The following is a 23,846-nucleotide window of genomic DNA, read 5'->3' as shown; positions in this document are numbered from 1 at the left end:
CCGCTATATCAAGGGGTTGGAGTGGCGAAGGTGCCGTAGATGAACGCTTCCGGACGCTTAACAGCCAGCGCCAGACGCTCTTCGCAACGGATCGAGATCATGTTCTTCTCGAAGTCGTCGGCGTTCTCGGTGGAGATCACCACGTTGGCGTCCTCGCGATCGAAGATCTGAGCGCCAGTCTGGAATGCACCGGTCAGGAACTTGCCCAGGAACGCCGCCAGTTCGGTTGCAACAACTGGCAGGCCCCACAGAGTGGGACCAGCGAGGCTCAGCGGGTTGCCGATGATGTAGCGACCCAGGGTGTCCTTGGTGAGCTCGATCTTCGCCCAATCGGTGAAGTGGAGCACGTGACCGCTGGCCGGCAAGCGCGCCAGTTGCGACTGGAGCATGGCCAGGCGCAGCTGGTCGATCTGGGTCATAGCGTCAGGCTCGAACGCTGCCGAATAAGCTTCTGCTTGCGGCACGATGCCGTGCAGGTGCACACCAGTGCCGTCGCCGAACAAGATCTCCGACTCTTCGGCGTATTTCAGGCCGTAGCGCATTTCTGCGTCGATGGTCGATTGCAGTTGGGCGAAGTCGTCCAAGATCTGCTTCGAGGCCTTGAACATATGCGCGATGGTGGTAACCGGCGTGATCTTAGTGTTGAACTGGATGTCGCTGTACGGTTTCTGGGTGTTTTCAGCGACAACGCGTGCGGCGTTGGTGAAGCCGGTCTGTTGCACCCAGAAGATTGCCGTGGAAGTGGTGCGGCCCGGCGCGATCAGATCACGGATGAACAGTCGCTGCTTCGGCATCACATCGATACCTGGCAGGCGCTGTGGCTCCAATACGCCTTCGGCAACGCCGGTGCTAAGCAACGCGGCGTGAACTGGCACGCTTACGCGGCGGTTGCCTTGAATGCTCTTTGCGAACTCGGCCAGAGCTTCGCTTTTGATGACAGTGCCGCCGAGGGTTTCGCTCTGAGCGGCGGCGGCCTGGGTAGGAATTCGGGCGAACTCCTGTTCCAGTTCGCCGAGCTGGGCCTTCAGCTGCTTCTCGGCTTCGGTCAGGCTGTTGAACTTCAGGGCCATCTCATCGACAGCGGCCTTGGTTTCGGTAGAAAGCGAGCCAGCTTTCTTGGCTTCCGACAGCGCGTTTTCAGCCTGCTTGCTGAATTCGTCAGTGGCCTTCTTAAGCTCGTTGGAGACGTTCTTCAACAGCTCGGCAGTAGTGTCGCTCATGGTTTTTCTCCGGTTTGAATAGCTGCTGCCGAGAACCGCGAAAGCGCGGCCTGTAGTTCGGCAATGGGATTGGCCAGGTTGGCCGGGGTTGCGGCAGCGTTCTGCTTGCCGGAGGTGGTAGCGCCAGGCGTACCAGCCTTGAGTTCTTGAATAAGGGCGCGGCGCTCGGAGCGCGGCATGCCCTGTTTGGCAAGGATCAGATCCATGCGGCGGGCAGCGACCTGGTGAGGCGCCGATGCACTGGCATCTTCGACTGCTGCGTCAGATGCCAGAAGGCTGTCTGCAAACCCCGCATCGATTGCAGCAGCGCCGCCCATCCAGGTCTCGACGTCCATGAGCTTGCGCATGGCCTCAATGGGGTCACCGGTGCGTACGGCGTAGATATCAGCGAGTGTTCCGTCAATCTGCTCGAGGAAGTCGGCGACCTCTCGAATGTCGTTGCGGTCACCGGCGGCCATGGTCCAGCTGTTGTGAATCATCAGGAAGCCGGCGCGCGCGATCTGGATTTCATCAGCCGCCATAGCGATGAATGACGCGGCCGAGGCGGCGAGGCCGAGGATTTGCACCGTCACCTTGCCCTTGTGCTCGCGCAGCAGGTTGTAGATGGCCAGCCCTTCAAACACGTCGCCACCTGGGCTGTTGATCTTCACGGTCACATCGCTGTCACCGATAGAGCGAAGCGCGGCGCTGATCCGCTTTGCAGTTACGCCCTCGCCCGTCCACCAATCAAACCCAATCGGGTCGTAAATCGTGATGGAGTTGTCATCCGTGCTTGCCGCCTTGATCGATGGATTCCACCGCTCCAAGGCCTTCGGCGTCAGGTCGCAGTGAACCTGCGCGCGCGGCCGAGCCTCCGGCGCCGCCGGAATGGTCTTTAGGGTCATTGGTTACTCCAGGATCAAGCGGCGAGAAGCCGCGGCAGAGATATCAGTGCGTGGGCCATCATTGGCCCATCGGGGTTTCCGGCATCAAGCGCCTTGGTCGCCAGATCGAAGGCTTCCTTGATTGCCTCCTTGTCCCCGCTCTGATTTGCGGCCGTGATGCGCAACATGAAGGCTGTTGCCGCCGGCGACATGCCTGCAGACTGTTTGCCGAGCTGATCAAGCGGCACGAGCGCCGACTGAACAGTGAACGTATCGCCACCCGGGATTGGAGCCATATTTTCCAGGCGACGTACCTCGTTACGGCACATCCAGCCGTTTTGCAGAGCTGTGTTGTACCAGGCGCCACGACCGGCGCTGTCGGCGCGCAGAAGGCCCTCAACAGCGAACTCAGCGAAGAACTCGTCAGCGTCAGCTTCACCGATCAGGCATCGGGTGATTTCCTGCTCAATGTTCACCAGTAGCGGGCGCAAACTGTTGGTCAGGAAATGCAGGTTCTGCGCTTCCACCGAACTGGCCCAGCTGGACTGCTTATCCATGTGACCGACCATGAAGGGCGGCACCCGGAACCACCGGCACATCTCTTCAATGCTAAACGAGCGTGACTCCAGCATTTGCGAGGCTTCGGGGTTCATGGTGATCCCCTGGTACTTGAGGCCCGCCTCAGCAACCATGATCTTGCCGGCGTTCTTGGAGCCCATGAACGAACCGAGGCTGCTCCGGAGCTGCTCGCGCTGCGCCGGGGTGAGCGTCTTGTCGCTGGAGAGTATCCCGGAGGCCTGCATGCCCTGGGCAAAGACCTTGGCGGCTGCCTCTTCTACCGCCATGGCTGATCCGAAGATCTCCTTACCGGTCGTTACAGGGAGCATCCCGCACACCCCGTCCAGGCCAAAGCCACGGATATGCATAAGTGTCTTTTCAGGGACGTCGCGCTCCACGCCGTTCTCGGTGTAGGTGTACTTGAGCCGGCCATTGTCCTGGCGCTTAACTCGCATGCACTGCGGCAGAAGCGGTACCAGCGCGATGATCCGGCCCGCCAGCATCCTCTTCTCGACGAAGGCGTTGCCGCGAAGGCAGATGCTGGCCACCACCAGAAGCATGAAACGCTGCGGGGTCATTTCCGAGTTCGGCACCCGACACAGCAGCCGGTAAAGTGGGTGGTCAGTTGCCGGAGCCCTTGAGCCATCAGGCAGGCGCCGGTACAGCTTCAGCGGCAACGTCGATACCGACTCCGAAAGCAAGCGAACGCAGGCCCATACCGTGGACAGCTGCATGGCTTTATCAACCGATACGTGCTGGCCACTGACCGAGCTGCCGAACCACTCCTGCCAGAACGAACCATCCTTTAAGCCGATGGGCACACCAAGCCAATTTTGAAGAGTGGCCTTGATTCGCCCGGGTTTCTTTTCGCGCGCCATCAAAGCCCCACCATAATTGGATTGTCGAAAAAGCCCTGTAGATCACCGCAACCCACCGGGTTCAGCGCTATGAGCGTAGTTGCGTCGAAGGTAGCCATGAGCGGGTCAATCTTTGCCGACCCGCTCACTTGCTTGTTGATTGCAATCGCGTTGCCTACCGCCACCGTCCTGGCATTACCGACAGACCAGGCCATCAGCCGTGTACCACCGTGAACGAACTCACCGCCGGCAACCTTTCGCTCAGTGGTCTTGATTGCACCATTGAGCCGCCAGCCCTGGGAGATCGAAACGATTTGCTCCATCGTGATACCGCGATCTTCCGTGGTCAGCTCATCAACGATATCGCCGATACCGGCCGCATCGACGCCTATTGCCTGCTTGTCCGGCAGTAGGCCCGCATCCCTAACTTCGCAGATGATGTCTGCGACCTGCAGGACATCATCACCAGGCCGCTCAACAATCGTTAGATCGCCATCAGCCTCGAAGTCGCGCAGGTTTGAAACGATATCCTTGCGCCGGTCGAGTGCGATCTGGTGGGCCCAAGCGTGCGCCCAGTGCAACCAGCGCCGAGTTTCACGCTCGCGGCCGATCAAACTCAGGCCCAACAAGTCATCAAGGCCGCCGCCGTCGATGCCTACCACAATCACCTCGGAGCGCCGCAGCAGCTCATCAAAGGTGAGCGACTTGTCGCCGGCGGCTTCCCAGTGATCAGCCCCCGCCCAGCGGTCGGTCCTTAAGTTCAGACCAATTTCGATATTCAGATGCTTGGCCAGGAACTTCTGCAGGGATCCATCTGAAGTACCCAGCCTCTTCTTGAGCTGGTCTTCTAGCCACTCCGCACTTACAGAGCGCCCGATGTTCGGGTTGGTGATGTAGAAGTTTTCCGGGTTTAGATAACCCTTGCTCACCACCATTTGAGCCGGGAACTCATAGAGAACGCCCAGCGTTTTTCGGTCGATAACCTTCCCGTCGCGCACATCGCGCCAGTACTTCAGGCGCTCCTTGAATACGCCCGCCGGCGGCTCGTCGCTCTGGGTCGTCAAGTAAATAACCCACCCCTCTTCGCGAGAGATCTGACCGCCCAGGGCTTCCATGAACATGGATTCCGCATTAGCACGCTTGCCGAACACCCAAAGCTCATCAACCAGCACCTTGCCGGCCTTCTTGCCTGAGACGGTATCGGTGTCAGCTGCAACAACCTTCAGTGAGTTCCGCGTGGTGCGGTCGGTGATCGTCCTGATGTGATCCTGCACATGGAACATTGCCGAAAGCTCTTCGTCGGCACGGACCATCGCGGCCGCTGGCTTGAAGGCGTTGTCAGCGACCTCCCGGGTCGGCGCCAGGATCAGATGCTCCTCTTCCTCGCGCCAGCACAGAATCAATGCGGTGAGCATGATCCCTGCGGCGATGGTGCTCTTCGTGTTCTTCTTGCTGATCAGCAGGCCGAACTCCCGGATCAGCTGCTTTCCGGTTTCGGAGTCGTAGGCTCCGAAAATGCAGCGGACGTAGTCGAACACCCACTCATCGCAGCAGTCGGCCATCCGTGGCTTACCAGGCAAGTCTGGTACGCGCAGTTCATTGAATATCTGAAGCGCACGCTCGGCTTCGTCTACAAAAATCGGTGGCGGGATAATCGACTCGTGGTCGATCAGGCGTTGCTCCCAGTCAGGGCATGCGGTCGACCATTCCATAGTTAGACCTGCTTACCGTTTGCCGCTACCAATTTGGGCGGGGCCTGCCTGGAGAATTTGCCAGCGGCCTTTTCCGCGGCTTCCTTCGCTGCATCCTTCTTTCCGCCCTCGCCCTTGCGGGAGTGAACGAAAGGCATCAGCGCCTTGGCGGCGTCGACACGCAGCTTCGCTTCGCTTTCGAGATCGTTCATGACCGCCAAAAGGAAATCCTTCGGGTCGGAGTGTCTCAGGGCTCTAGCCAAATCGAATCCGCCCTCAAGCGGCTCTTCAGGCTGCTGCTCGGCGCCGACTGGTGAAACTGTCTTACCGGATGGAGCATTAACATTTTTGTTAACGCCGGCCTTGACGAGTGCAGCCATAACGTTTGGGTGTTTAACCAGTCTCGAGCCGGCGACTGAAGCGCTAGAGACCGCGTAACCAGCAGCTATCGCTGCCTCCTTATTCGAGGCGCCACCTTGCACGGCGACGACAAAGGCGCGCTGTTTAGGTGTTAACGCCATTAACAAAAACCTCAAAAGGGGAAATAATCTGCGCGTGAGAGGGGGAGTGGTGTCCGAGAAAAAAGGTCGTGAACTTTCGACCCACCCTCCCCCTCGTGTAGCACGTCACTTGCACCGTGCAGCACGCCTGTGACGTGCAGATTCGCCTATCAGCCTCGATGTGCAGCCGACTCGCGCGCCGTCTTGGCCTTGTGGCATGGGATGCAGATCGCCTGTAGGTTGCCGTCTTCATCGGTGCCGCCCTGGGCAACGTTGACGATGTGGTCAACCTCAAGGTCTTTGGTGGTTAGCCCGCATACTCGGCAGGTGTAGTTGTCACGGATCAGGATCGCTTCACGCTTGCGGCGCCATGGCCGGCCGCCTCGGCCAGATCCCCAGCTATCAGCACCGGAGGCCTCAGCAACTGACGATACCTGGCGGATAGCGACGGGCGTGAGCCTGGACTTGAGGCTGGGTATCTTGGCCATCAGGTCACCTTGCTCCCATCCATGTAGGTCAGCGGCATCGCGTCCGGGTCTTGCTCACCCTGCTCGTCCGCCAGAACCTCGATCATCAGGATCTGTTGCTTGGCTATCTGCTCGAGCAGGGCTGTCTGCTTCTTCTGCTCGGCCAGTAGCTCGACCAGTAAACAACTCACTTGCTCGCTCATATGCCAGCCTCCTCATCTTGTTTAGCCACTCGCGCCGGGCGGCGCAGCCTTTACACATGCTTTAAACTCCTTGGCCAAATTACTTCCATGGCAGGAACCCATGACTCAAACAGCTCAGACCCAGACTCCAGCCCCGTCTTGGTTAACCGTTACTTTTTTCTCACTGCTTTTCTCCGTGATCAGCGGCATTGCCGTTGCTTCGGTTAGTTATGGCAAGCAAGAGGCTGCGAACGGGACTCTTGTGCAGCGTGTCGCGGACTACAAAGAGGCAAATGATCGATTGGTCGCAAATATTGAAAAATGGAGTAAGGCCTACGACGCCAGAGGCGAGCTACTCACGTCTGCTCAATCACGTGTTGCGGAACTGGAGAACGACCGTTGCATGCCTCTAAAGCGAGATATTGATACCATTCGGAACGACATTAACTACTTAGAAAACAACAACCACTCCGCTCAACAAATCGAGCGAAACATCCGCCAGATGAACGATTACCAACAATCTCTACGAGCTTGCTATGGCTCGACGGGACGCCGCTGAATGTGGATTGCCACGGCGCCCACCTGAACTTGACTCACTCAGCCTTGCGGGTGGGCAACTTGAAGTCGGTGACCCGATCCGCGATGTTTCGGATCTTCTCGACACCCAGGAAGCCAACCCAGCCACCTGCGAAGGTGGCCATGCTCTGGGGCAACCCGAAGAAGTCCAGGCCACTGATGATGGTTAGAGTCAGGCCGCCGCAGATCGCGCCCTCCACCAACATCTGGCGCCGTGTACCGCCGCCGTAGGTGATACGCAGGACAGCCATGGCGCAGGACAGCAGAGCCGCATAGATGATTGGCGAATGCTGGCTCAGCCACGCAAGCATCAATGCCCAGGTGTCTGGCTTGTCTGGCATGTTCGGCATCTCAGGTTCCTCCCTTTCGGGGAGTGAATAGATCCGGCTCCAGCAGCACTCCCAGCTCGGAGCAATGGGCGTGGTGGAGCCGAAAACGAAAAGGCCCGCACAGTGGCGAGCCGGAAGTTATCGCGAGCGGTGCAGCAGACCGCCAGGCATGAGCTCCTTGCGGATCACTGCCTTGACTTGTTCGTCTAGATTAGAGCCCAGCGGGTCAATCTGCCCTTTTAGGTCCTGGCCAAGCTCAGTCTTGCTGATCTTGTCGGCGAGCATTTCCAGGATATCCGAGGCGCTGCGCCCGTTGATGGCGAAGCGATCAGCTGAAACCACGAACTGCGATGGCAATCCAACGTCCATGCCCGCGACGTACAACTTGCCGTTCTCGCCGAGCTGCATCCGCACGCCCCAGGCAGCGGGCCATGGCGACTTTATGATGCCGTCATGAATCGTGGCCTCGCTGATGTAGACCTGGTCGCCATCAACCTTGAATGGCTCAGGTTGTTCAGCCTCTGGCTGGTCCAGCTTGCCGATCTTGTACCGTACAACGCCATCGTGAATGACAGTCATCAAGCCGTTCTTGATGCTGACCCGTGTACCGGCAACCTTAGCCTTCTCCAGGCGATCGGCCAGCTCTTCCTCGGTTTCGAGTCGGGCGTAGCTCAGGAACAGGCGGGAATTTAACGACTCATCGCCGTAGCTCGCATCGAACTCTTCGAACTCGGCGGCGTGGCGATACTGCTCGGGGACCTTCTGCAGCTCGGCCTGCATGAACTGGAGCAGGTTGGCGGCATTCTTGGGCAAGTCGTACTTGCTCCAGCTGGTCACTTCGACCGACACCATCTGGCGCTCTGGTGCATTCGCCGCTCTACCCATGGCGCAAGAGTTGATCTCGAACTCACCGGTGAGGGTATTGAGTTTCCAGCCGGAAACGCCCGGCACGTAGTCGCTGGATTGGATAGAGCCGGACATTTGCTGTGCCTCATAACGAGAAAAGGCCCGCCGATATGGCGAGCCTTGGAATTTGGAGCGGATACAGGGAATCGAACCCTGGTCGAAAGCTTGGAAGGCTGTCTAGCGACCTACGCTACCCGCAAATGCGTGTCTTCCCACGCTGCCCGCCTGAGCCAGCCCGTGAAGCACAGGTATGGACTGCTCATGCTGCCGGTGTTCTTTCGTAACGCGTGACTGCCGGCGATACCGCGTCCAGGCCCGCCCGAAGGCCCACCCTGGCTATGGCTTCACGCAACAAAATCGCAAAAAAAAGGCCTGCCAAAGGCAAGCCCAAGTAAATTTGGAAAATCTATTTCATCAAATACTCAATTTGGTCGTGACCAGACCAGGTCAACTGAATAGACGCTGATTCAGTATCTGTGGCGCTCTTCTTTGTTAGGTATCCGGCATCGACAAGAAGATTTAAGTGGTAAACCATCTCAACAGTCCACGCCTGGTGGCGCCCAGGGAGAGCGGACCGTAAGTGCACGAGATCCATACCGGCAGTGTCAGCATTCTCCTGAACCAACTGGAGCATTCTTAGGGCAAGTTCTTTGTCGCGCTTCATGCGGGTAGCTCCGGTGATTATCGAACCTTCGCTATACCGCACTATTGCTAACCCTGAATAGGCACCGCGCATAAAAAAGCCCGACTCAATGGCCGGGCTTTCGATGTGGTGTCGCGCTTGAAAAGCTGAACACGGTGCCATGAAAACAGGAGTTTATCCGCGTGGAAAGGTATTTCTACGCTGCTTCGCGGAAAGCCTCGATAGCGCAGTCAACCCAAGCCACTCCGGCCTTGATTAACTCCCGCGCCTTAGCCTCCCCCATGTCGTTATCCTTGGCAATCCGAAGCGCTGGCCACTTCGCGCCGAAGTACAGCCAAATAAAGTTGCCCATCTGCGCGTCCCGTGTAGCTAGCTTGGCAACCGCCCGATCCACCACGAGAGCCACGTCATCAGTGACACAGTAATTCTTGATCCCACCTTCGGTGACGTTGTTGTCCCGGATTAGAGCGTACAGCGGAGATACGTACCGAGGCACGCCCATCCCATCCATCCGCCACCAGCCCCATTGTTCCAATAGGTATTCGGTATCACCCAGGGGTTTGTCGGTGTAGGTGCGCTTCTTCATGCGGCTTTCCTCGGGTCTGGATCACTCAGGCCAAACAGGTCACGCAGCAACCGGTCAGCGGGTTTGTTCTTTGCATTGCCCTCGATAAGCCAGCGTTGCCCGAAGTCATGGAAACCGATCTGGGCCCGGCTGCCGTGCCAACTGGCCACCATGTCCAGCAGGTAAGCCAGCGCGCTCGGCCCGCCAACTTTGACCTCGGCCAGCTCCTCACCAGCGATCTTAAGAAAGCGCCGCTCTAGGTCGCTCATGCTTTTGCGCGGCAATGCCGCTGTGACGTTACTCATGATCTTTTCTCCCCTTTGCGCGGCCGGTGAATTTCAATACGCGTCCCATCTCCACCTCTTCGGTGCTTGGCGCTTTACCTCCGAAATCAACAAACCTGACGTACTTACCCTGCTGCTGAACAAGGCACGAACCGACCTTGGCGTGCCTGACCTTACCGACGATGAGTTCGGTTACTCCGTTCTGGCCCTCTTCGCTTTCCATGTCCCGATGCACCAGAATCACAACGTCAGCGTCCTGCTCGATCTGTCCGGAGTCACGGATATCGCTCGGGCGAGGACGCTTGTCTGGACGGTTAGTTGAACCGCGGTTGAGCTGGGCCAGCACGATCACCGGGATCTTGAGTTCCTTGGCCAGGTTCTTGAGGGCTGTGGAAATCTTCCCAACCTCGATAGAGCGATTGGCACTACCCTCGGCGCCGATCAACTGGACGTAATCGACCAGCAACACGCTGAGCCCCTCCCTGCGCTGGCACTGGCGGGCAATTGAGCGGATGCGTGGCATCGTCATGCCGGCCTGGTCATTGACGAACAGCTTGGCTTTGTTGAGGACGCTGACCGCGTTGGAAAGCTTTGGCCAGTCATGGTCCTCAAGTTCGCCACTGTCCAACTTGCTGAGATTGACGCTACCTAGCGAAGCCAGGCCGCGCGTGATCAATTCCTCCTTGGTCATTTCCATGGAGAAAGCCAAGCCAACGCCATCAAGTTTGCAAGTGACGTGCTGAGCGATCTGCAGGCCTAGGATGGTCTTGCCCGACCCTGTGAGGCCGGCGACGACGATCATGTTTCCTGGGCGCAGGCCACGCACCAGTTCGTCAAGTTTCGCGAGCCCGGTCGAAAGACCGGTGGGCATCGTCTTGTTGAACTTTGAATCAATGGTATCCACCACGCCCGGCAGGATCTCGCTGGCCCTGTAGTAATCACGTTGGCCATCATCATCCAAATCGCGAAGGTCGGCGGTGGCCTGCTGGGCAAGTGCAATGATCTCCGCAAGCGGAAGGTCTTCGGTGGCTTGCTCGCGAATCACGTCGCCAGCCTCAATCACCCGACGAAGTATTGCCCGCTCTCGGACGTGTCTGGCATAGGCCTTCCAATTGGCGGTGCTTGGCACTTTCGTGGCGATCTCTACGGCGAAGGCCAACATGCTGGCACCGCTTGGCAGGGTTGGGCGCCATAGCCCTACAGTGACCGGATCAATCGGGTCGCCAGTTGCCTGGCAGTCGATGATTGCCTTGAACAGCGCCGCATTCTCCAGATCATAGAAGTCGGAAACACTGACCTTGCTGGTTACCTCATCGAAAAGTTCGGGCTTCAGCATGATTGCACCCAGGACGCCATGCTCGGCTTCGATGCTAAACAGTTCGCGACTCATACGGCCCCCCGCGCAGATGCCCAGCGAAACACCACCACTACGCCGCTCTTGTCGCGCAGGCGATCTACAGCTCGGTCACCCAGGCACTGGCGCAGCTCTGTCACTCCCAGGTTGCTCACCACGATGGTGGGCTTGATCCTCTCGTACCGGCCATTGATCACCTCGAACAACACCTGACGCTCGAAGTCGGTGCCGTGCTGGACACCGACTTCATCGATGACCAGCAGATCAGGACGAATCAGGTCGGCGTAGACATCAGCCTCAGTACGTCCGCGATTGCCGAAGGTGGCCTTCACGTCGCGGATGATTGAGCCGGCGGTAGCATAGAGCCCGACAAGCCCAGCGAGTGCGTGCTCACGAATAACTGCCTGCAGCATCGCGTTACCCAGGTGCGTTTTGCCCGTGCCCACTGTGCCCAGCAGCATCGCGGACCGGCCTACAGCAAAGTTTTCTTCGAACGCCTCAACGAAGCCGCTGCACGCTGCCAGCGCCTGAACCTGTGCTGGTGCGACTGCACTCCAGTTTTCCAGCGTGCAGCCCATGAATCGATCGGGAATGCCTGCGTCGAGCAGGCGCTCATTCAGCAGTCTTTCACGGTGGATCCCCGTCGCCTTCGAGCGCAGATCAAGATCTTGCGAATGTCGTCCATCGAACTGGCAGCGCGGGCAACCGAACCAAACCGGGTCGGTGCCGAATTGTTTCACCAGATTGTTGGGAAAAGTGCCATGTTCGGGGCATTCGCCCGCCCGGGTCTCCAGGGTGTACTTGGGTTTTGTCGTCATGGGGTCACACTCGCAATTCGATAGGAGCCGTCGACCTGCTGATCGAGGCCGTCTTCATGGTTGATCTGATCGAGGTTGGTATGGCGAGATTTGGTGCTGCTGGCCGGCTTGAGCACATCAGTCCAGCGCTCGCCGTTGAGCCAGGTCGACGCCATCGGCACGTATTGCCCGTCGTCCTTGGTCCAGTCGCGAGAAACGCGGTGGCTGGCCAGGGAGGTCATCAAGGTCTGGCGAAGCTCGATGGATGGCTTGAGCTTCTCCCATGCCTTGCGAGCGTCCTTCTTCGATTTCTTGTTGGGGTACAGCTTCCAGAACACCTCGAAGGCTTCAGCCAATTCCACTTCCGATGCACACAAGGTTTTAGGTTCCTTGACTGGTTCAGAAGAGTGACTGGTTCTGGGGGCAGCTCCTGCCCCACCCCCTGGGTTATCTCCTGCCCCAGGTGGGTTATCTGGTGCCCCACCCACTAGGGCAGCTGCCGCCCCACCTTCGAGAGTCAAGTGGAAGACGTTCGACTGATTCAACTCACCTTTACGGCGGTACTCACGACGGAGAAAACCGGCCTTTTCTAGCTCGCGAACGTGCAGCTTTACCGTCGAGCGACCGATCTCACATTGATCGGCAATGTGCTGGTACGACGGCCAGCACTCGCCCTGATCACTGGCGTTGTCGGCCAACTTGACCAGCACCAATTTACGAAGCGGGTTACCGACCTTCGTTTTCATGGCCTTGACCATCAGATCCATGCTCATAGATCCATCTCCCGCGTAATACGGGCAATGAACGCGTCATAGCTCTCAGTCATGACCACGCCGCGATCCTTCAGGGCGCCACGACCAGCCTTGGCCAAGCCGTAGATCTCCCAGCGCTCGCGCTCGGGCAGATGGCGGCAGTTGGAGTAGCAGGGCCAGGGGCCGGCCACCACTTCGGCGACGGCGGGCAAACTACCCGGGTTTCGGGCAGTTGATTCCATGGTAGCGGTCATTGCAGAGTCTCCCCTGCCATCGGATACACGCCCGCCCGCTGCGCTTCCTCGGGAGTGCTGCTAAGCCGCAACACCAGAACACGAAGAGCCAGTTGCGCGTTGGCGATGGACGCTGCCAAATTCCACGCAGTGTCAGCGTCAAGCCGGAGATCCTGTGTGTGGGTCAGCTCGTCGTAAGCGTCGTCGGTCAGGTTGAATGCCATGGCCGCCAGCGTGAGGTTGTCGAACTGCTCGAAATAAGGCTGATCGTGGTGAACTTGCCGCTCGGCAATAACTTGCTGTTTCATGCTTCACCCCCATCGTTTGGAATTCCGTATTTCTCCCGCAGGTGCCGGGTTTGCTCGGTTTGAACCTCACGTGGATCTATCCCGAGGATTCGGCGTGCCAGCACCCGAGCGCATATCTGTGCCTCAAGCGCGCTGCCAAAAGCCTCCTGTTGGTTGAAGTGCCAATTGTCACGTGACTCCTTATCGTCCGGGCAGCCAATCATCTCTACCGCGCTGTCGATCTGATCCCAAATGCGATATGCCAGCTGCTCGTTGGTGAGAAGGCTCATGGTTTCGTCGTTGATGTGCACAGTGGCTTGTGGCTGCGGAAATTTGAGCACTTTGCTCATTGGGACACCTTCTGGACCAGGCGGAACCGGCCCTCAAAATATGGGTGGGTCGCCTGGGTGGCGGTGACCATCGTGGATTCGGATACGAAGCGGTGGAATGCGGCCGTGACGTGGCTCTTTGACCAGACCAGGTACTGCGAGCCCAATGCTTCCTCGTGGCCGTTGCGGACCATGCCGGCGGGGTTCGGCTGGTTTGGCCAGACCTTCAGCACGTAGTCGACGACAGCGCCGGACAGGCCGTGGCGCGCCAGCATCGTTTCCTTGATGCGGGTAAGCGACTGGCAGTTCTGTGGGCAATGATCCCAGACCATTGTCTGGCTCAAGTCCTCAACGCGCCGCTCGATCCCGGACACCGCTTGGTCGATCCGGTCCTGGCGCCGCTCCATATCCACCATCACCTGGGCGTTGGCGAGCAACTGTTCGGCGGGCGTCATAGGGCGGTTGCGCTGCTGGACCATCTCCCAAAACTCGCGCACCAATTTCTTCTTGAAAGCCCGGACGATTTCCGTATTGCGCATGTAGGTCAACAGCAGGGTTGATTGAGGCTCGTTGAGGAAGGCGTACTCGGTTGGGCGCCCTCCCGTACTTTCGGATTTGAAATCCAGAAGTCCGAATTCCTCCATGTCCGCCTGATAGGTGCGGACAAGCTTGATGACACTTGCATGATCGGCGAGCGTTCCCTCGGCAATTGCCAAGGTCGTAGTGACGGCATCGCCGTCTTTGATGATGACGATAGTCATGGCCGAGCCTCCGCGGAGTTCATGATTTCGCAGAAGTCGTCGTGCGCCTGGGCGGAGATCAGCAGCACTGCCCGCATGACCGCGTCGACATCCAGGTGGTCAAGCTGAGGTTCCGGCTCACTGCCACGCAACGCCTCGTTGTTGATCAGGATCTTGCTCAGTTGGCTGATCGTGAGTAGCGCGCTTTCCAAGCGATCGGGAAGGACGGTTTTACGACTCATGGCCAGCCACCCCGCTTTCCTGCGACACGTTTTCGGATTTCACGTTCTGTGGCGAGGGACAGATCTGGGCGATCTTTTTGAACTGTTCAAACGCCGCCTCCAAGCTGGAGGCGCCTATGTCGTCGAAATACTTCGCAAGGTCGGTCAGCACGGTTACATCTGCCCCCGCGCCAGATTCAACATCACGAGCGATGGCGCGAGCGATGGCTGCAACCCAATTACAAACATCAATGGTCGCTAAGACCTGGAACTCTACTTCTTCGGCAAACTCTGTGATCGACTGGAAGTGGGTGCTCATTGAATAGCCCCCTCTTCATAGGCTGCTTTGAGCCCGCGCTCTGCCGACCGAGTAAGCGCAGAAACGACATCTCCAATGAATCCCAGAGTGCGAACCTCAGACAGGTAAGCGATCTCTCCGTCGTTGATTGCATAGGCCAAACGGCTGCACAACTGGCTGATACCGTCCGACAGATCGGATGCCACAGAGAGTGCGCCGATCAAATTTGCGTCCGGATTGATGCAAAAAAGGTCGGTGTATTCCATCCCGAACGCACAAGGTTTTAGCTTCGGGAGTTGCGCTGTTTGATGGGTGGTGCTATTTTTTGGGTGCATGAAATCGTTCTCCGAGAACGAAGATTCAAAAAAGTCCATTGGCGTGGACTGGTTAAGAAGGCTCGCGAATGCGGGCCTTTTTGTTGCCTGCGATTTAGCCCGACAACAAAAATAGAGGCGGAGTGTGCTGGCTCATGCCGGATTCCTTTTCATTTGGCAGGCAAAAGCCAACCAATGGAAGTCGCTGAACAGGCCCTGGCGAGGGCCTTCCTTTTTCGCCGGGAACATGCATATCCGTAAGATCACATTAAGTGCGGGCCTCAGAAGGGGCGTATTCCTAGGAGTGCATGCCTGCGACATCACGTGATTTCTCCAAAATTTGCTGTCTTTACCTAAGTAGTGCTGGGCGAATGCCCCCGATAACGAGTAAAAATTCGGCCTTAAGAGGTTTTGGCGTGAAAGGCATACAATTTGGCCTAAACGACATACAAAAACTTCAAAAATCAGCGCATGCGCGGAATATTTAAAGTTTTCGCATGCGGAAGTTTTCATCCCTCTCGTCCTGCATTGGATGAATAGCTGACATTGGAACTGGACGCACATACAGAGCCATTAGGCCCAGATGCAGGATTCGTAAATTCAGGTGATGATTCACTTACCTTGTGGCGAGCCTCTACCTGAGCAATCAGGTCGCATAGCGCGGAAGCCCTAATGGCGCCATGAGTGACAGCCTCAGCGAGAAGCGCTTTTTTAGGGCTCACTTTTTGAAAGCCGGACAGCCAATAAGAAACCGTTGCCTGAGAAACTCCCAGAGCCTTGGCCGTAGAGGACTGGCTTCCGAAGTGATTAATTAGTGCGCTGATATTTTCAGCCATGAATAGGGCCTCCGATAAGTCTTTTTATAGACTGCACAGAAGCAAACTTCTTTGCAACCCCATAAGCATCTTTATAGGATCAGCGGATGAACCTATCCGACCGAATCAAAAAGGCTCGCAAGAAGGCAGGACTTACGCAGTCCCAGCTTGCTGAGTCCGTTGGAATTGCGCAGACAGCCATCAGTCAGCTTGAGTCTGGGAAAACGCTACGCTCCTCCTATCTGGTTCAGATAGCGCGAGCGTGCGGAGTGAACAGCACTTGGCTGGCGTCCGGAGAAGGCGAAATGCTCTCTCCTGAAGACGTTGCGACTTACTTCAGTAGTGAGCTTGACGAGATCCTGCTAGGCGAGCATGAAGATGATGCAGCGCTCAACGCCGCACTGCGGGATAGAATCGAAGAGCTGAGGAGTGCAAGCAGATATGCCCCCTCAAATTCTCTTCTGACCGAGGAAATACCGTACTTAATCGAGCTCGACGACCCCCAGGATCCGTCGAAGACGGTCGTTGAAATTAGCGTAAAAGTTCACCTCGACCTCAACATTGAAATACTCTCAAAGCAGGGAGTTTTGCCTCAGTACGTTGTGGCGGTAGCCATATCTGGCAACTCAATGGCACCCGTCCTGCAAGACGGTGGCACCGTGGTTGCTCATCTACGGGAGACTCAAGTAGTCGACGGTCGCATGTATGTGATAGACCACGGAGGACAGATTAGGGTTAAGGCGCTCTATCGACTGCCTGGTGGCGGCATCCGCATGAAAAGCTACAACACTTATGAGCATCCTGACGAGACGTACACGGTGCGAGAGATGGAAGATGCCAAAATCCGCATCATGGGCCGAGTTTTCTGGGGTGCATCCTTTTACTAGTGCTGGACAAGCACAGCTCTTAAAGCCCGGTCCGCCGGGCTTTTTTTCGCCTGCAGATTAGAAAAACCAGCATCCTGGTAAAAATAATCAAAATACTGCTTGAAGACTTATATAAATTTACTTATATTTTCATCCATCAGCATTGCACAGTGACGGGTAAATAGATGAGCACCATTATCAATTTCGGCAAGCTGCAGGGGACAATCGGCGTCCTTGCTGAGCAAGAGCTGCGTGCCGCCCTTGCCATATGTGCAGGGCTCAGCACAAAGGAAATAGCTAAAGCTATTGGTTGCGCCCCAGGCACAGTCAAAAAAACGATAGAGCGAATTTTCTTTAAGTTTCGCGTCTCTAGTCGAACAGCAATGATCGCGGAAGCTTTCCGCAGAGGGCTGATCAGCTTCGCGGGTTCAGCCCCAGTCACTCCAGATCCGCAAGACGAGCACCATCAGGAGGACGGAAAACAAGGTGTATTCATCGCCTGATCCAGCGGCGTGCGCCTTCTGTCGGGCGTAGTCCAGTGGATCAGCGGATGCCGATCACCTAACCCAACCTGATTTTCGCGAAAGCCGACAACGCGGCCGGGACTCGTTCGGCCTGGAGAAAGTGAAGCCAATGAATCGACACCAGTTGAATCGTGCAGTGCTGCAAGCGGTAGCCCTACTTTTGATCGCCGGTCATGCCACCGCCGGCGAGCAGTTGATCGACGTCCAGCACGACAGCGCCCGCGGCGTCACCTGCTGGATATTGAACAACACCGGTATCAGTTGTCTGCCGGATAACTCGTTCCAGCACCAGAAGGCCGCCAGCCCCTCACACGAGGAAAACCGGGCCTCTCCGGCCAGTTCGGTGCAGAAAAACGCACTCTTGCCCGCCACCCCAGCACCAAGTGAAGAGAGGCTACAGCTATGACCCGCCGCAACGGTACCAAGGCCCAGCGCCTGATCGAGCTGTTCAACGCCCTGCAGCGCCGAGAAACCACATTCGGGCAGATCTACGCGATGTCGGCATCGTGCGGCATCGACGCGCGCCGAGTGCTGGCTGAACACTTTCAGCAAAACGCGAGCACTGCATGAACCCGGACGCCACCACGCGATAGAGGTAGGAATGTTTCTGACAGCAGAGGAAGTTGCCGACCTGACCGGCTACAAGAAGCCAGGGGCACAGATAAAGTGGCTGACCGCAGAACGATACGGGTTCGCGATAGGTGGCGATGGGCACCCGAAGGTGTTGCGCCAAGTTGTCATCGGGCGACTTGGCGGTATTCAATCAAGGAAAGGGCCAGAGCTTCGGCTGGGTTGAGGTGAAGATTGATGCGTCCGCGCAAGAAGGACCGGCACCTGCCGGCGTGCATGTACCAGAAGCATGGCGCTTACTACCTAGTCCGCAAAGGCAAATGGAAGCGCCTGGGCACTGACTTCCAGGCATCCCTGGCCGAATACGCCAAGCTGCTGGATAAGGGAAGCCAGGGCGGAATGCCGAAGCTGATCGACGATGCGCTCGAATACATGCGCACCAGGACAAAGCCCGCGCTGAAGCCGAACACACTGAAGCAGTACGAAGCAGCCTGCGAGCGGCTGAAGGAAAACTTCGCCGACTTTGAGCCGCGCGAGGTTCTCCAGCGACACGTCGTAGCGCTCAAAATGCACATGGCGGACACGCCAAACATGTCAAATCGGGTGATCTCGGTGCTTCGGGCGGTGTTCACCTACGCCTTGGAGCAACAGATCGTTGACTCAAATCCGTGCACCGGCATTCGGCGCCATCTTGAACACAGGCGCGACCGCTACATTACCCACGGTGAATTCCAGGCGATTTGCGAAAACTCCAGCGACAACATGCGGGTCATTTACGAGATGTGCTATCTGACCGGCCAGCGGATCGGCGACGTGCTGGCCATCCGGCTGGTCGACATCAGCCCCGAAGGAATCGCGTTCAAGCAGGAGAAGACGAATGCGAGGCTGCTGGTGCAGATGACACCCGACCTAGAAGACCTGATCGCCAGGGCCAGAGCGCTCCCTCGGAAGATCCGCGGGCTCACCCTTTTCTGCTCGCCGCGCGGCGGAAAGCCAGTGCACTACAGCTCGGTGAAGGACGCCTTCGCGATCAGTTGCAAGAAGGCTGGGGTCGAGGACGCGAGCCTGCACGACCTGCGCGCCAAGTCACTTTCCGATACCGACGACCAGGGCAACGACGCACAGAAGCTCGGTGGCCACACCGATGCCAGGATGACACAGCGATATCTACGCCTGCGAAAAACTAATGTAGGACTACCACCAATGATGCCAAAAAACACTTGAGGTGTTTATGCGCGGAGCCGCGCCATCTCGTAAATCACTTCCAAACCTGCTGGATGCACTACGTTATAGGAGAGCTTCTTACCCTCGTAATAGTGAGCAGCCCCAAGAGCCTGCTCGGGACGGAATCGAGGATATTCTCCGATATTTTCAATCTGAGCAAGGAATTCCTCAAGATTAAGACCGACTCGGCCGATTATATTCCTTTGCCATTCTGCGTCCTTCTCGTTAATCGGCCATGTCGAACGATCAACTAAGTCCATCCCATACTTTCGCATAGTCTCCAAAACAAAGGTAGCACAAGTAAAGCCATCACTCGGCTTAACTAAAACAAGCTTACCATCGCCATCGAAATAATCTCGATCCTGGTACTCTGTAGAATAAGAAATTCTACCTTGAGTGTCATGATGCAGTAAAAAAAGAAACGCCACGATTGGTACTTCTACGGCAGGCTCGAGGTAGGGAATCAACAAGTAATTATAGCTTAAGCTAACTTGACCCTTTCTGAAATCATTATGCGTGGCGAGATGAAACAGGTAAGTTTCACCCATCATATTGCGCACAACAAAACCAGTATGACGCTGCTCTTCAACGCCAAGATCCCCACAGATAACGAGAGCCAAGCTTACATCTTCAGGCAATTCAACGTCAAACTTATGCAACTCCAAACCCATGGTAAGCCCCAGCATCCTTTGAAATTAAAATCAGTCATCCAGACCCGCCAGAAGCCTACTAATGCGCGGATTGTCTTTTAATTGCAGCTTGACTTGTTTATAAAACACCTCCCAAGCCGGAAGAGATTGTTTAGCTGAAAATGAAGCTCGCAACATTGCAACCATGGACCACTCAGTAAGCCTCTTTACCGATGTTGTAAGCATCAGTGAGTTAATGGCTTCTAGGTTCATAGCGGCGTAATTTCTTTCAATAAAAAAGACCGCAAATACTGAAGCAATGCGCCCGTGCTGGTTCCCTTCCCAGTGATACAGGAGTTCCTGGGCTTTTTTGTGGTTCCCAAGAGTGAGATCAACAGAGCTGAGCAACGCCGAATACTTTGTTGTTAAGGACATATGATATGTGGCGCTTGAATATTTAGTGCATAACTCTTCGCGCACATTAGTAATATTTGGAGACCTCCCACCTTCACTTAAGCAGTGCTTTTCAGCCAAACTACGATTCTCAATATAAACCGCGCCGCCCAAATCGGGAGTTGCTTGCTCTTCTATCCAACCAAGAGAAAACGTCTCATACACTGAATTATTCACAACTAAATACTCTTAGTTAAGATAACTTCAACATCCCCAATCATTTCCTCAACAATATCTATAGCTGACCGAACGCCAAATAAATTAATCCATTGAGGAGATGTATTTATATCAAGATCACACCTCAGCACAGTATCCGCCTCTACAACCGGCACTCCTGACGCCGCCATATTTACAACCTGCCGCGTAGCTGTATTAAGCCTTACAAGCCTATTAATCGACAAGCCAGGGAGCCTTAACGAAGGAGTTGGAGAGTTGACTTGAATAGCGATATCAATCAAATTTTTACTTGTAAAATCAACAAAAGGAAAAAAACTTTCTATAACAGAGTTGGAAAATTTTTCACTAGCTACAGGAACAATCATCGCAACGCCCAGCGCTATTCTCTGAGGCGTGAAACCTTCGTTATTCATCCATCGACTAATAGCCATTAACCATTCCGCAAGAAGCACTTTAAGCTCTAAGTGCGAGGGTGAATGGGGAAGTCCTGCAAATGGGAATGATACAGCCCAGTCAACCCTATTGAATAAAATCTTTAACTCACATTGCCCATCTAAAAAGCTGCCAGTTTCAGTATATTCACCAAGATGTGGTTTATTTACCTTGGCTTCGGCCTCTCGCCCCGCAAAACTTTCCCACCATTTCTGATGTTGTGCGTTAACAGGCACAGCAAAGAAAAGTGAAAATCTCAGTGCCTCAACCTGCCAAGACTCAAGCTTAGGCAAACCCATTATCAGCTCCCTCTCAACCAATTTCATCCGTGCCATCAGTGATGGCACATTTACACCATCAGTTTATGCGCTGCAAGACTTAAAAGAAATGGGCTACAAAATTCCTTCATACTGATGAGCGTTTATCATTCGTAGCCTTTTTCATAGCGCGTCGATACACGGTAGTATTAGACGATCTTGAGTCATCTATTAGACAAATCTTCGTAAGGTATTGAATGTCTGACCTTTCCTCACACACCCCGATGATGCAGCAGTACTGGCGCCTGAAAAACCAGCACCCTGATCAGTTGATGTTCTATCGCATGGGCGATTTCTACGAGATCTTCTACGAAGATGCGAAGAAGGCCGCCAAGCTGCTGGACATCACCCTGACCGCGCGCGGGCAGTCGGCGGGGCAGGCGATTCCGATGTGTGGGATTCCTTACCACTCACTGGAAGGTTACCTGGCCAAGTTGGTGAAACTGGGTGAGTCGGTGGTGATCTGTGAGCAGATCGGTGACCCCGCCACCAGCAAGGGGCCGGTGGAGCGTCAGGTGGTGCGCATCATTACGCCGGGTACGGTGAGTGACGAAGCGCTGCTGGATGAGCGTCGCGATAACCTGATCGCCGCGGTACTGGGCGATGAACGCTTGTTCGGACTGGCGGTGCTGGATATCACCAGCGGTAATTTCACGGTGCTGGAGATCAAGGGCTGGGAGAACCTGCTGGCGGAGTTGGAGCGGATCAATCCGGTGGAGTTGATGATCCCGGATGATTGGCCAAAAGACCTGCCGGCGGAAAAACGTCGTGGGACCAAGCGGCGCGCGCCGTGGGATTTTGAGCGCGATTCGGCGTTAAAGAGCCTGTGCCAGCAATTTTCCGTACAGGACCTCAAGGGTTTCGGTTGCGAAACCCTGACCCTCGCCATCGGCGCCGCCGGTTGCCTGCTCAGCTATGCCAAGGAAACCCAGCGCACCGCCCTGCCGCACTTGCGTAGCCTGCGCCACGAACGCCTGGATGACACCGTCGTGCTGGATGGCGCCAGCCGTCGCAATCTGGAGCTGGACACCAACCTGTCCGGCGGACGCGACAATACCCTGCAATCGGTGGTCGATCGCTGCCAAACGGCCATGGGCAGCCGCTTGCTGACCCGTTGGCTGAACCGTCCGCTGCGGGACTTGAAGGTGCTGCAAGCGCGTCAGTCCTCTATCACGTGCCTGCTGGACGGCTATCGCTTTGAAAAGCTGCAACCCCAACTGAAAGAAATCGGCGATATCGAGCGCATCCTGGCGCGTATCGGCCTGCGTAACGCGCGCCCCCGTGACCTGGCGCGCCTGCGCGACGCACTCGGCGCGCTGCCGCAACTGCAAGCAGCGATGACCGACCTGGACGCACCGCACCTGCAACAGTTGGCCGTCACCAGCAGCACTTACCCAGAACTCGCGGCGCTGCTGGACAAAGCGATCATCGACAACCCGCCGGCGATCATCCGCGACGGCGGAGTGCTCAAGACCGGTTACGACAGTGAGTTGGACGAGCTGCAAGCCCTGAGCGAAAACGCCGGGCAATTCCTGATCGACCTGGAAGCCCGCGAAAAAGCCCGTACCGGCCTGGCCAACCTGAAGGTCGGCTACAACCGCGTGCATGGCTACTTTATTGAGCTGCCGAGCAAACAGGCCGAGCAGGCGCCGATTGATTATCAGCGCCGCCAGACCCTCAAGGGAGCCGAGCGTTTTATCACCCCGGAGCTGAAAGAGTTCGAAGACAAGGCGCTGTCGGCCAAGAGCCGTGCGCTCGCCCGCGAAAAGATGCTCTACGAGGCGCTGCTGGAGGACTTGATCGGCCAACTGGCGCCGCTGCAAGACACTGCGGCAGCCCTGTCGGAACTGGACGTACTGAGCAACTTCGCGGAACGTGCGCTGAACCTGGACCTGAACTGCCCGCGCTTTGTCGGCGAACCGTGCATGCGCATCGTGCAGGGACGCCACCCCGTGGTGGAGCAGGTGTTGACCACGCCGTTCGTCGCCAACGACCTGTCGCTGGACGACGACACCCGCATGCTGGTGATCACTGGCCCGAACATGGGCGGTAAATCCACCTACATGCGCCAGACCGCGTTGATCGTGTTGCTGGCGCACATCGGCAGCTTTGTGCCGGCGGCCAGTTGCGAGCTGTCCCTGGTCGACCGTATTTTCACGCGGATCGGCTCCAGCGATGACTTGGCCGGTGGTCGTTCGACTTTCATGGTCGAAATGAGTGAAACCGCAAACATCCTGCACAATGCCACCGAACGCAGCCTGGTGCTGATGGACGAGGTGGGTCGCGGCACTAGTACCTTTGACGGCCTGTCCCTGGCATGGGCGGCGGCCGAGCGCTTGGCCCATCTGCGCGCCTATACGCTGTTCGCCACCCACTATTTCGAACTGACCGTGTTGCCTGAAAGCGAGCCGCTGGTGGCCAACGTGCACCTCAATGCCACCGAGCACAACGAGCGCATTGTATTCCTGCACCATGTGCTGCCAGGGCCGGCCAGCCAGAGTTACGGCCTGGCCGTGGCGCAACTGGCGGGTGTGCCGAACGACGTTATCCTGCGCGCCCGCGAGCACCTCAGCCGCCTGGAAACCACGGCCATGCCGCACGAAACCGTGGTCGCCAGCCCTGCCAAGAGCAACCGCAAGCCCTCGGCGCCACACCAGAGCGACCTGTTCGCCAGCCTGCCCCATCCGGTGCTGGATGAGTTGGCAAAGCTTGATCTGGATGACTTGACTCCGCGTAAAGCGCTCGAAATGTTATATGCACTGAAGACTCGGATATAACGCAGACGCTTGCAAGCTGGTAGACTCTCGCGCGGTTTGGGATGCTGCAGGCTTTTAGCCTGGCCTGCAGACTATCGCTCCCGAACCTCGCGAGCC

The 23,846-nt window shown here is 56.6% G+C and carries 34 protein-coding genes and 1 tRNA gene; 8 read left to right on the top strand and 27 right to left on the bottom strand.

The features are described from left to right. Positions 1-8: 8 nt before the first annotated feature. From AB4O25_RS24400 to AB4O25_RS24370, 7 genes are all read right to left on the bottom strand, one after another. On the bottom strand, positions 9-1,220 hold the full coding sequence (locus AB4O25_RS24400; RefSeq protein WP_460150067.1) for a phage major capsid protein: 1,212 nt from the start codon (positions 1,218-1,220) through the stop codon (positions 9-11). After that, positions 1,217-2,104 (bottom strand): head maturation protease, ClpP-related, encoded by an 888-nt coding sequence (locus tag AB4O25_RS24395; protein ID WP_460150066.1) that lies wholly within the window; start codon positions 2,102-2,104, stop codon positions 1,217-1,219. Before AB4O25_RS24395 ends, AB4O25_RS24400 begins: the two co-directional genes overlap by 4 nt. 14 nt (positions 2,105-2,118) lie before the next feature. Continuing rightward, positions 2,119-3,519, bottom strand: coding sequence for a phage portal protein (locus AB4O25_RS24390; RefSeq protein WP_460150065.1), 1,401 nt, complete (start codon positions 3,517-3,519; stop codon positions 2,119-2,121). After that, on the bottom strand, positions 3,519-5,210 hold the full coding sequence (locus tag AB4O25_RS24385) for a terminase large subunit (protein ID WP_460150064.1): 1,692 nt from the start codon (positions 5,208-5,210) through the stop codon (positions 3,519-3,521). Before AB4O25_RS24385 ends, AB4O25_RS24390 begins: the two co-directional genes overlap by 1 nt. Positions 5,211-5,212: 2 nt before the next feature. Then, a complete protein-coding gene (locus AB4O25_RS24380; protein ID WP_460150063.1) occupies positions 5,213-5,710 on the bottom strand; it encodes a terminase small subunit in 498 nt (165 codons plus the stop codon). Positions 5,711-5,859: 149 nt separating this feature from the next. Further along, positions 5,860-6,177, bottom strand: a complete 318-nt coding sequence (locus AB4O25_RS24375; protein WP_460150062.1) for an HNH endonuclease — start codon at positions 6,175-6,177, stop codon at positions 5,860-5,862. Further along, on the bottom strand, positions 6,177-6,359 hold the full coding sequence (locus AB4O25_RS24370; protein WP_278934148.1) for a hypothetical protein: 183 nt from the start codon (positions 6,357-6,359) through the stop codon (positions 6,177-6,179). The genes AB4O25_RS24375 and AB4O25_RS24370 overlap by 1 nt, the downstream gene beginning before the upstream one ends. A gap of 100 nt (positions 6,360-6,459) precedes the next feature. On the opposite strand from AB4O25_RS24370, the gene AB4O25_RS24365 reads away from it, so the two are divergent. Then, on the top strand, positions 6,460-6,897 hold the full coding sequence (locus AB4O25_RS24365) for a hypothetical protein (RefSeq protein ID WP_460150061.1): 438 nt from the start codon (positions 6,460-6,462) through the stop codon (positions 6,895-6,897). 34 nt (positions 6,898-6,931) lie between these two features. Here the strand turns inward: AB4O25_RS24365 and AB4O25_RS24360 are convergent, their stop codons facing one another. From AB4O25_RS24360 to AB4O25_RS24280, 17 genes are all read right to left on the bottom strand, one after another. Continuing rightward, entirely contained in the window at positions 6,932-7,264 is a 333-nt protein-coding gene (locus AB4O25_RS24360) for a phage holin, lambda family (RefSeq protein WP_460150060.1), read from the bottom strand. A gap of 117 nt (positions 7,265-7,381) precedes the next feature. After that, positions 7,382-8,224, bottom strand: coding sequence for a phage tail tip fiber protein (locus AB4O25_RS24355; protein ID WP_460150059.1), 843 nt, complete (start codon positions 8,222-8,224; stop codon positions 7,382-7,384). 53 nt (positions 8,225-8,277) lie between these two features. After that, a tRNA-OTHER gene (locus tag AB4O25_RS24350) sits at positions 8,278-8,347 on the bottom strand. A 208-nt stretch (positions 8,348-8,555) separates the two neighbouring features. Further along, positions 8,556-8,813, bottom strand: coding sequence for a hypothetical protein (locus AB4O25_RS24345; RefSeq protein ID WP_460150058.1), 258 nt, complete (start codon positions 8,811-8,813; stop codon positions 8,556-8,558). A gap of 175 nt (positions 8,814-8,988) precedes the next feature. After that, positions 8,989-9,378 carry an antiterminator Q family protein gene (locus tag AB4O25_RS24340; protein ID WP_460150057.1) on the bottom strand — a complete coding sequence of 130 codons (390 nt, stop codon included), beginning with the start codon at positions 9,376-9,378 and terminating at the stop codon, positions 8,989-8,991. Further along, positions 9,375-9,662 carry a hypothetical protein gene (locus AB4O25_RS24335; RefSeq protein ID WP_460150056.1) on the bottom strand — a complete coding sequence of 96 codons (288 nt, stop codon included), beginning with the start codon at positions 9,660-9,662 and terminating at the stop codon, positions 9,375-9,377. Before AB4O25_RS24335 ends, AB4O25_RS24340 begins: the two co-directional genes overlap by 4 nt. After that, positions 9,655-11,031 (bottom strand): replicative DNA helicase, encoded by a 1,377-nt coding sequence (locus tag AB4O25_RS24330; RefSeq protein ID WP_460150055.1) that lies wholly within the window; start codon positions 11,029-11,031, stop codon positions 9,655-9,657. Before AB4O25_RS24330 ends, AB4O25_RS24335 begins: the two co-directional genes overlap by 8 nt. Further along, complete coding sequence (locus AB4O25_RS24325) at positions 11,028-11,813, bottom strand: ATP-binding protein (protein WP_460150054.1); 786 nt, start codon at positions 11,811-11,813, stop codon at positions 11,028-11,030. The genes AB4O25_RS24330 and AB4O25_RS24325 overlap by 4 nt, the downstream gene beginning before the upstream one ends. Then, positions 11,810-12,565 carry a helix-turn-helix domain-containing protein gene (locus AB4O25_RS24320; RefSeq protein ID WP_460150053.1) on the bottom strand — a complete coding sequence of 252 codons (756 nt, stop codon included), beginning with the start codon at positions 12,563-12,565 and terminating at the stop codon, positions 11,810-11,812. Before AB4O25_RS24320 ends, AB4O25_RS24325 begins: the two co-directional genes overlap by 4 nt. Next, positions 12,562-12,786 (bottom strand): hypothetical protein, encoded by a 225-nt coding sequence (locus AB4O25_RS24315; protein ID WP_460150052.1) that lies wholly within the window; start codon positions 12,784-12,786, stop codon positions 12,562-12,564. The genes AB4O25_RS24320 and AB4O25_RS24315 overlap by 4 nt, the downstream gene beginning before the upstream one ends. An 8-nt stretch (positions 12,787-12,794) precedes the next feature. Then, entirely contained in the window at positions 12,795-13,085 is a 291-nt protein-coding gene (locus AB4O25_RS24310; RefSeq protein WP_460150051.1) for a hypothetical protein, read from the bottom strand. Continuing rightward, positions 13,082-13,414: a hypothetical protein gene (locus tag AB4O25_RS24305; protein ID WP_460150050.1), complete on the bottom strand. Its 333-nt coding sequence runs from the start codon at positions 13,412-13,414 to the stop codon at positions 13,082-13,084. Before AB4O25_RS24305 ends, AB4O25_RS24310 begins: the two co-directional genes overlap by 4 nt. Next, positions 13,411-14,154, bottom strand: coding sequence for a Rha family transcriptional regulator (locus tag AB4O25_RS24300; RefSeq protein WP_460150049.1), 744 nt, complete (start codon positions 14,152-14,154; stop codon positions 13,411-13,413). Before AB4O25_RS24300 ends, AB4O25_RS24305 begins: the two co-directional genes overlap by 4 nt. Next, positions 14,151-14,375, bottom strand: a complete 225-nt coding sequence (locus AB4O25_RS24295; protein ID WP_278934212.1) for a hypothetical protein — start codon at positions 14,373-14,375, stop codon at positions 14,151-14,153. The genes AB4O25_RS24300 and AB4O25_RS24295 overlap by 4 nt, the downstream gene beginning before the upstream one ends. After that, a complete protein-coding gene (locus tag AB4O25_RS24290; RefSeq protein WP_460150048.1) occupies positions 14,365-14,673 on the bottom strand; it encodes a hypothetical protein in 309 nt (102 codons plus the stop codon). The genes AB4O25_RS24295 and AB4O25_RS24290 overlap by 11 nt, the downstream gene beginning before the upstream one ends. After that, a complete protein-coding gene (locus tag AB4O25_RS24285) occupies positions 14,670-15,026 on the bottom strand; it encodes a hypothetical protein (protein ID WP_460150047.1) in 357 nt (118 codons plus the stop codon). Before AB4O25_RS24285 ends, AB4O25_RS24290 begins: the two co-directional genes overlap by 4 nt. A 449-nt stretch (positions 15,027-15,475) precedes the next feature. Then, positions 15,476-15,802, bottom strand: a complete 327-nt coding sequence (locus AB4O25_RS24280) for a Cro/CI family transcriptional regulator (RefSeq protein WP_460150046.1) — start codon at positions 15,800-15,802, stop codon at positions 15,476-15,478. A gap of 86 nt (positions 15,803-15,888) precedes the next feature. Between AB4O25_RS24280 and AB4O25_RS24275 the strand changes: the two genes are divergently transcribed. The 6 genes from AB4O25_RS24275 to AB4O25_RS24250 all read left to right on the top strand — a co-directional run bounded on the left by AB4O25_RS24275 (position 15,889) and on the right by AB4O25_RS24250 (position 18,965). Beyond that, entirely contained in the window at positions 15,889-16,668 is a 780-nt protein-coding gene (locus AB4O25_RS24275; RefSeq protein ID WP_460150045.1) for an XRE family transcriptional regulator, read from the top strand. A gap of 164 nt (positions 16,669-16,832) precedes the next feature. After that, positions 16,833-17,150: a response regulator transcription factor gene (locus tag AB4O25_RS24270; protein WP_460150044.1), complete on the top strand. Its 318-nt coding sequence runs from the start codon at positions 16,833-16,835 to the stop codon at positions 17,148-17,150. Between the two features lie 130 nt (positions 17,151-17,280). Then, entirely contained in the window at positions 17,281-17,577 is a 297-nt protein-coding gene (locus tag AB4O25_RS24265) for a hypothetical protein (protein ID WP_460150043.1), read from the top strand. Next, positions 17,574-17,741, top strand: coding sequence for a hypothetical protein (locus AB4O25_RS24260; RefSeq protein WP_460150042.1), 168 nt, complete (start codon positions 17,574-17,576; stop codon positions 17,739-17,741). The genes AB4O25_RS24265 and AB4O25_RS24260 overlap by 4 nt, the downstream gene beginning before the upstream one ends. Before the next feature lie 31 nt (positions 17,742-17,772). Next, positions 17,773-17,967, top strand: a complete 195-nt coding sequence (locus tag AB4O25_RS24255) for a DUF4224 domain-containing protein (RefSeq protein WP_179606526.1) — start codon at positions 17,773-17,775, stop codon at positions 17,965-17,967. A gap of 11 nt (positions 17,968-17,978) precedes the next feature. Then, positions 17,979-18,965, top strand: coding sequence for a tyrosine-type recombinase/integrase (locus AB4O25_RS24250; protein ID WP_217855851.1), 987 nt, complete (start codon positions 17,979-17,981; stop codon positions 18,963-18,965). Between the two features lie 5 nt (positions 18,966-18,970). On the opposite strand, the gene AB4O25_RS24245 is transcribed toward AB4O25_RS24250, so the two are convergent. Genes AB4O25_RS24245 through AB4O25_RS24235 form a run of 3 tightly spaced genes read right to left on the bottom strand, consistent with a single transcriptional unit; the run spans position 18,971 to position 20,955 of the window. Beyond that, positions 18,971-19,636 (bottom strand): hypothetical protein, encoded by a 666-nt coding sequence (locus AB4O25_RS24245; protein ID WP_217855849.1) that lies wholly within the window; start codon positions 19,634-19,636, stop codon positions 18,971-18,973. A 30-nt stretch (positions 19,637-19,666) separates the two neighbouring features. Next, a complete protein-coding gene (locus AB4O25_RS24240; protein WP_217855848.1) occupies positions 19,667-20,224 on the bottom strand; it encodes a hypothetical protein in 558 nt (185 codons plus the stop codon). 2 nt (positions 20,225-20,226) lie between these two features. After that, complete coding sequence (locus tag AB4O25_RS24235; RefSeq protein WP_460150041.1) at positions 20,227-20,955, bottom strand: hypothetical protein; 729 nt, start codon at positions 20,953-20,955, stop codon at positions 20,227-20,229. A gap of 215 nt (positions 20,956-21,170) precedes the next feature. On the opposite strand from AB4O25_RS24235, the gene mutS reads away from it, so the two are divergent. Beyond that, positions 21,171-23,750: a DNA mismatch repair protein MutS gene (gene mutS / locus AB4O25_RS24230; RefSeq protein WP_217855829.1), complete on the top strand. Its 2,580-nt coding sequence runs from the start codon at positions 21,171-21,173 to the stop codon at positions 23,748-23,750. Positions 23,751-23,846: the final 96 nt, after the last annotated feature.

The organism is Pseudomonas sp. S3_A03 (assembly GCF_054668275.1).
Note: the sequence above shows the minus strand (reverse complement) of the source record. Positions and strands in the feature narration are given on the sequence as shown.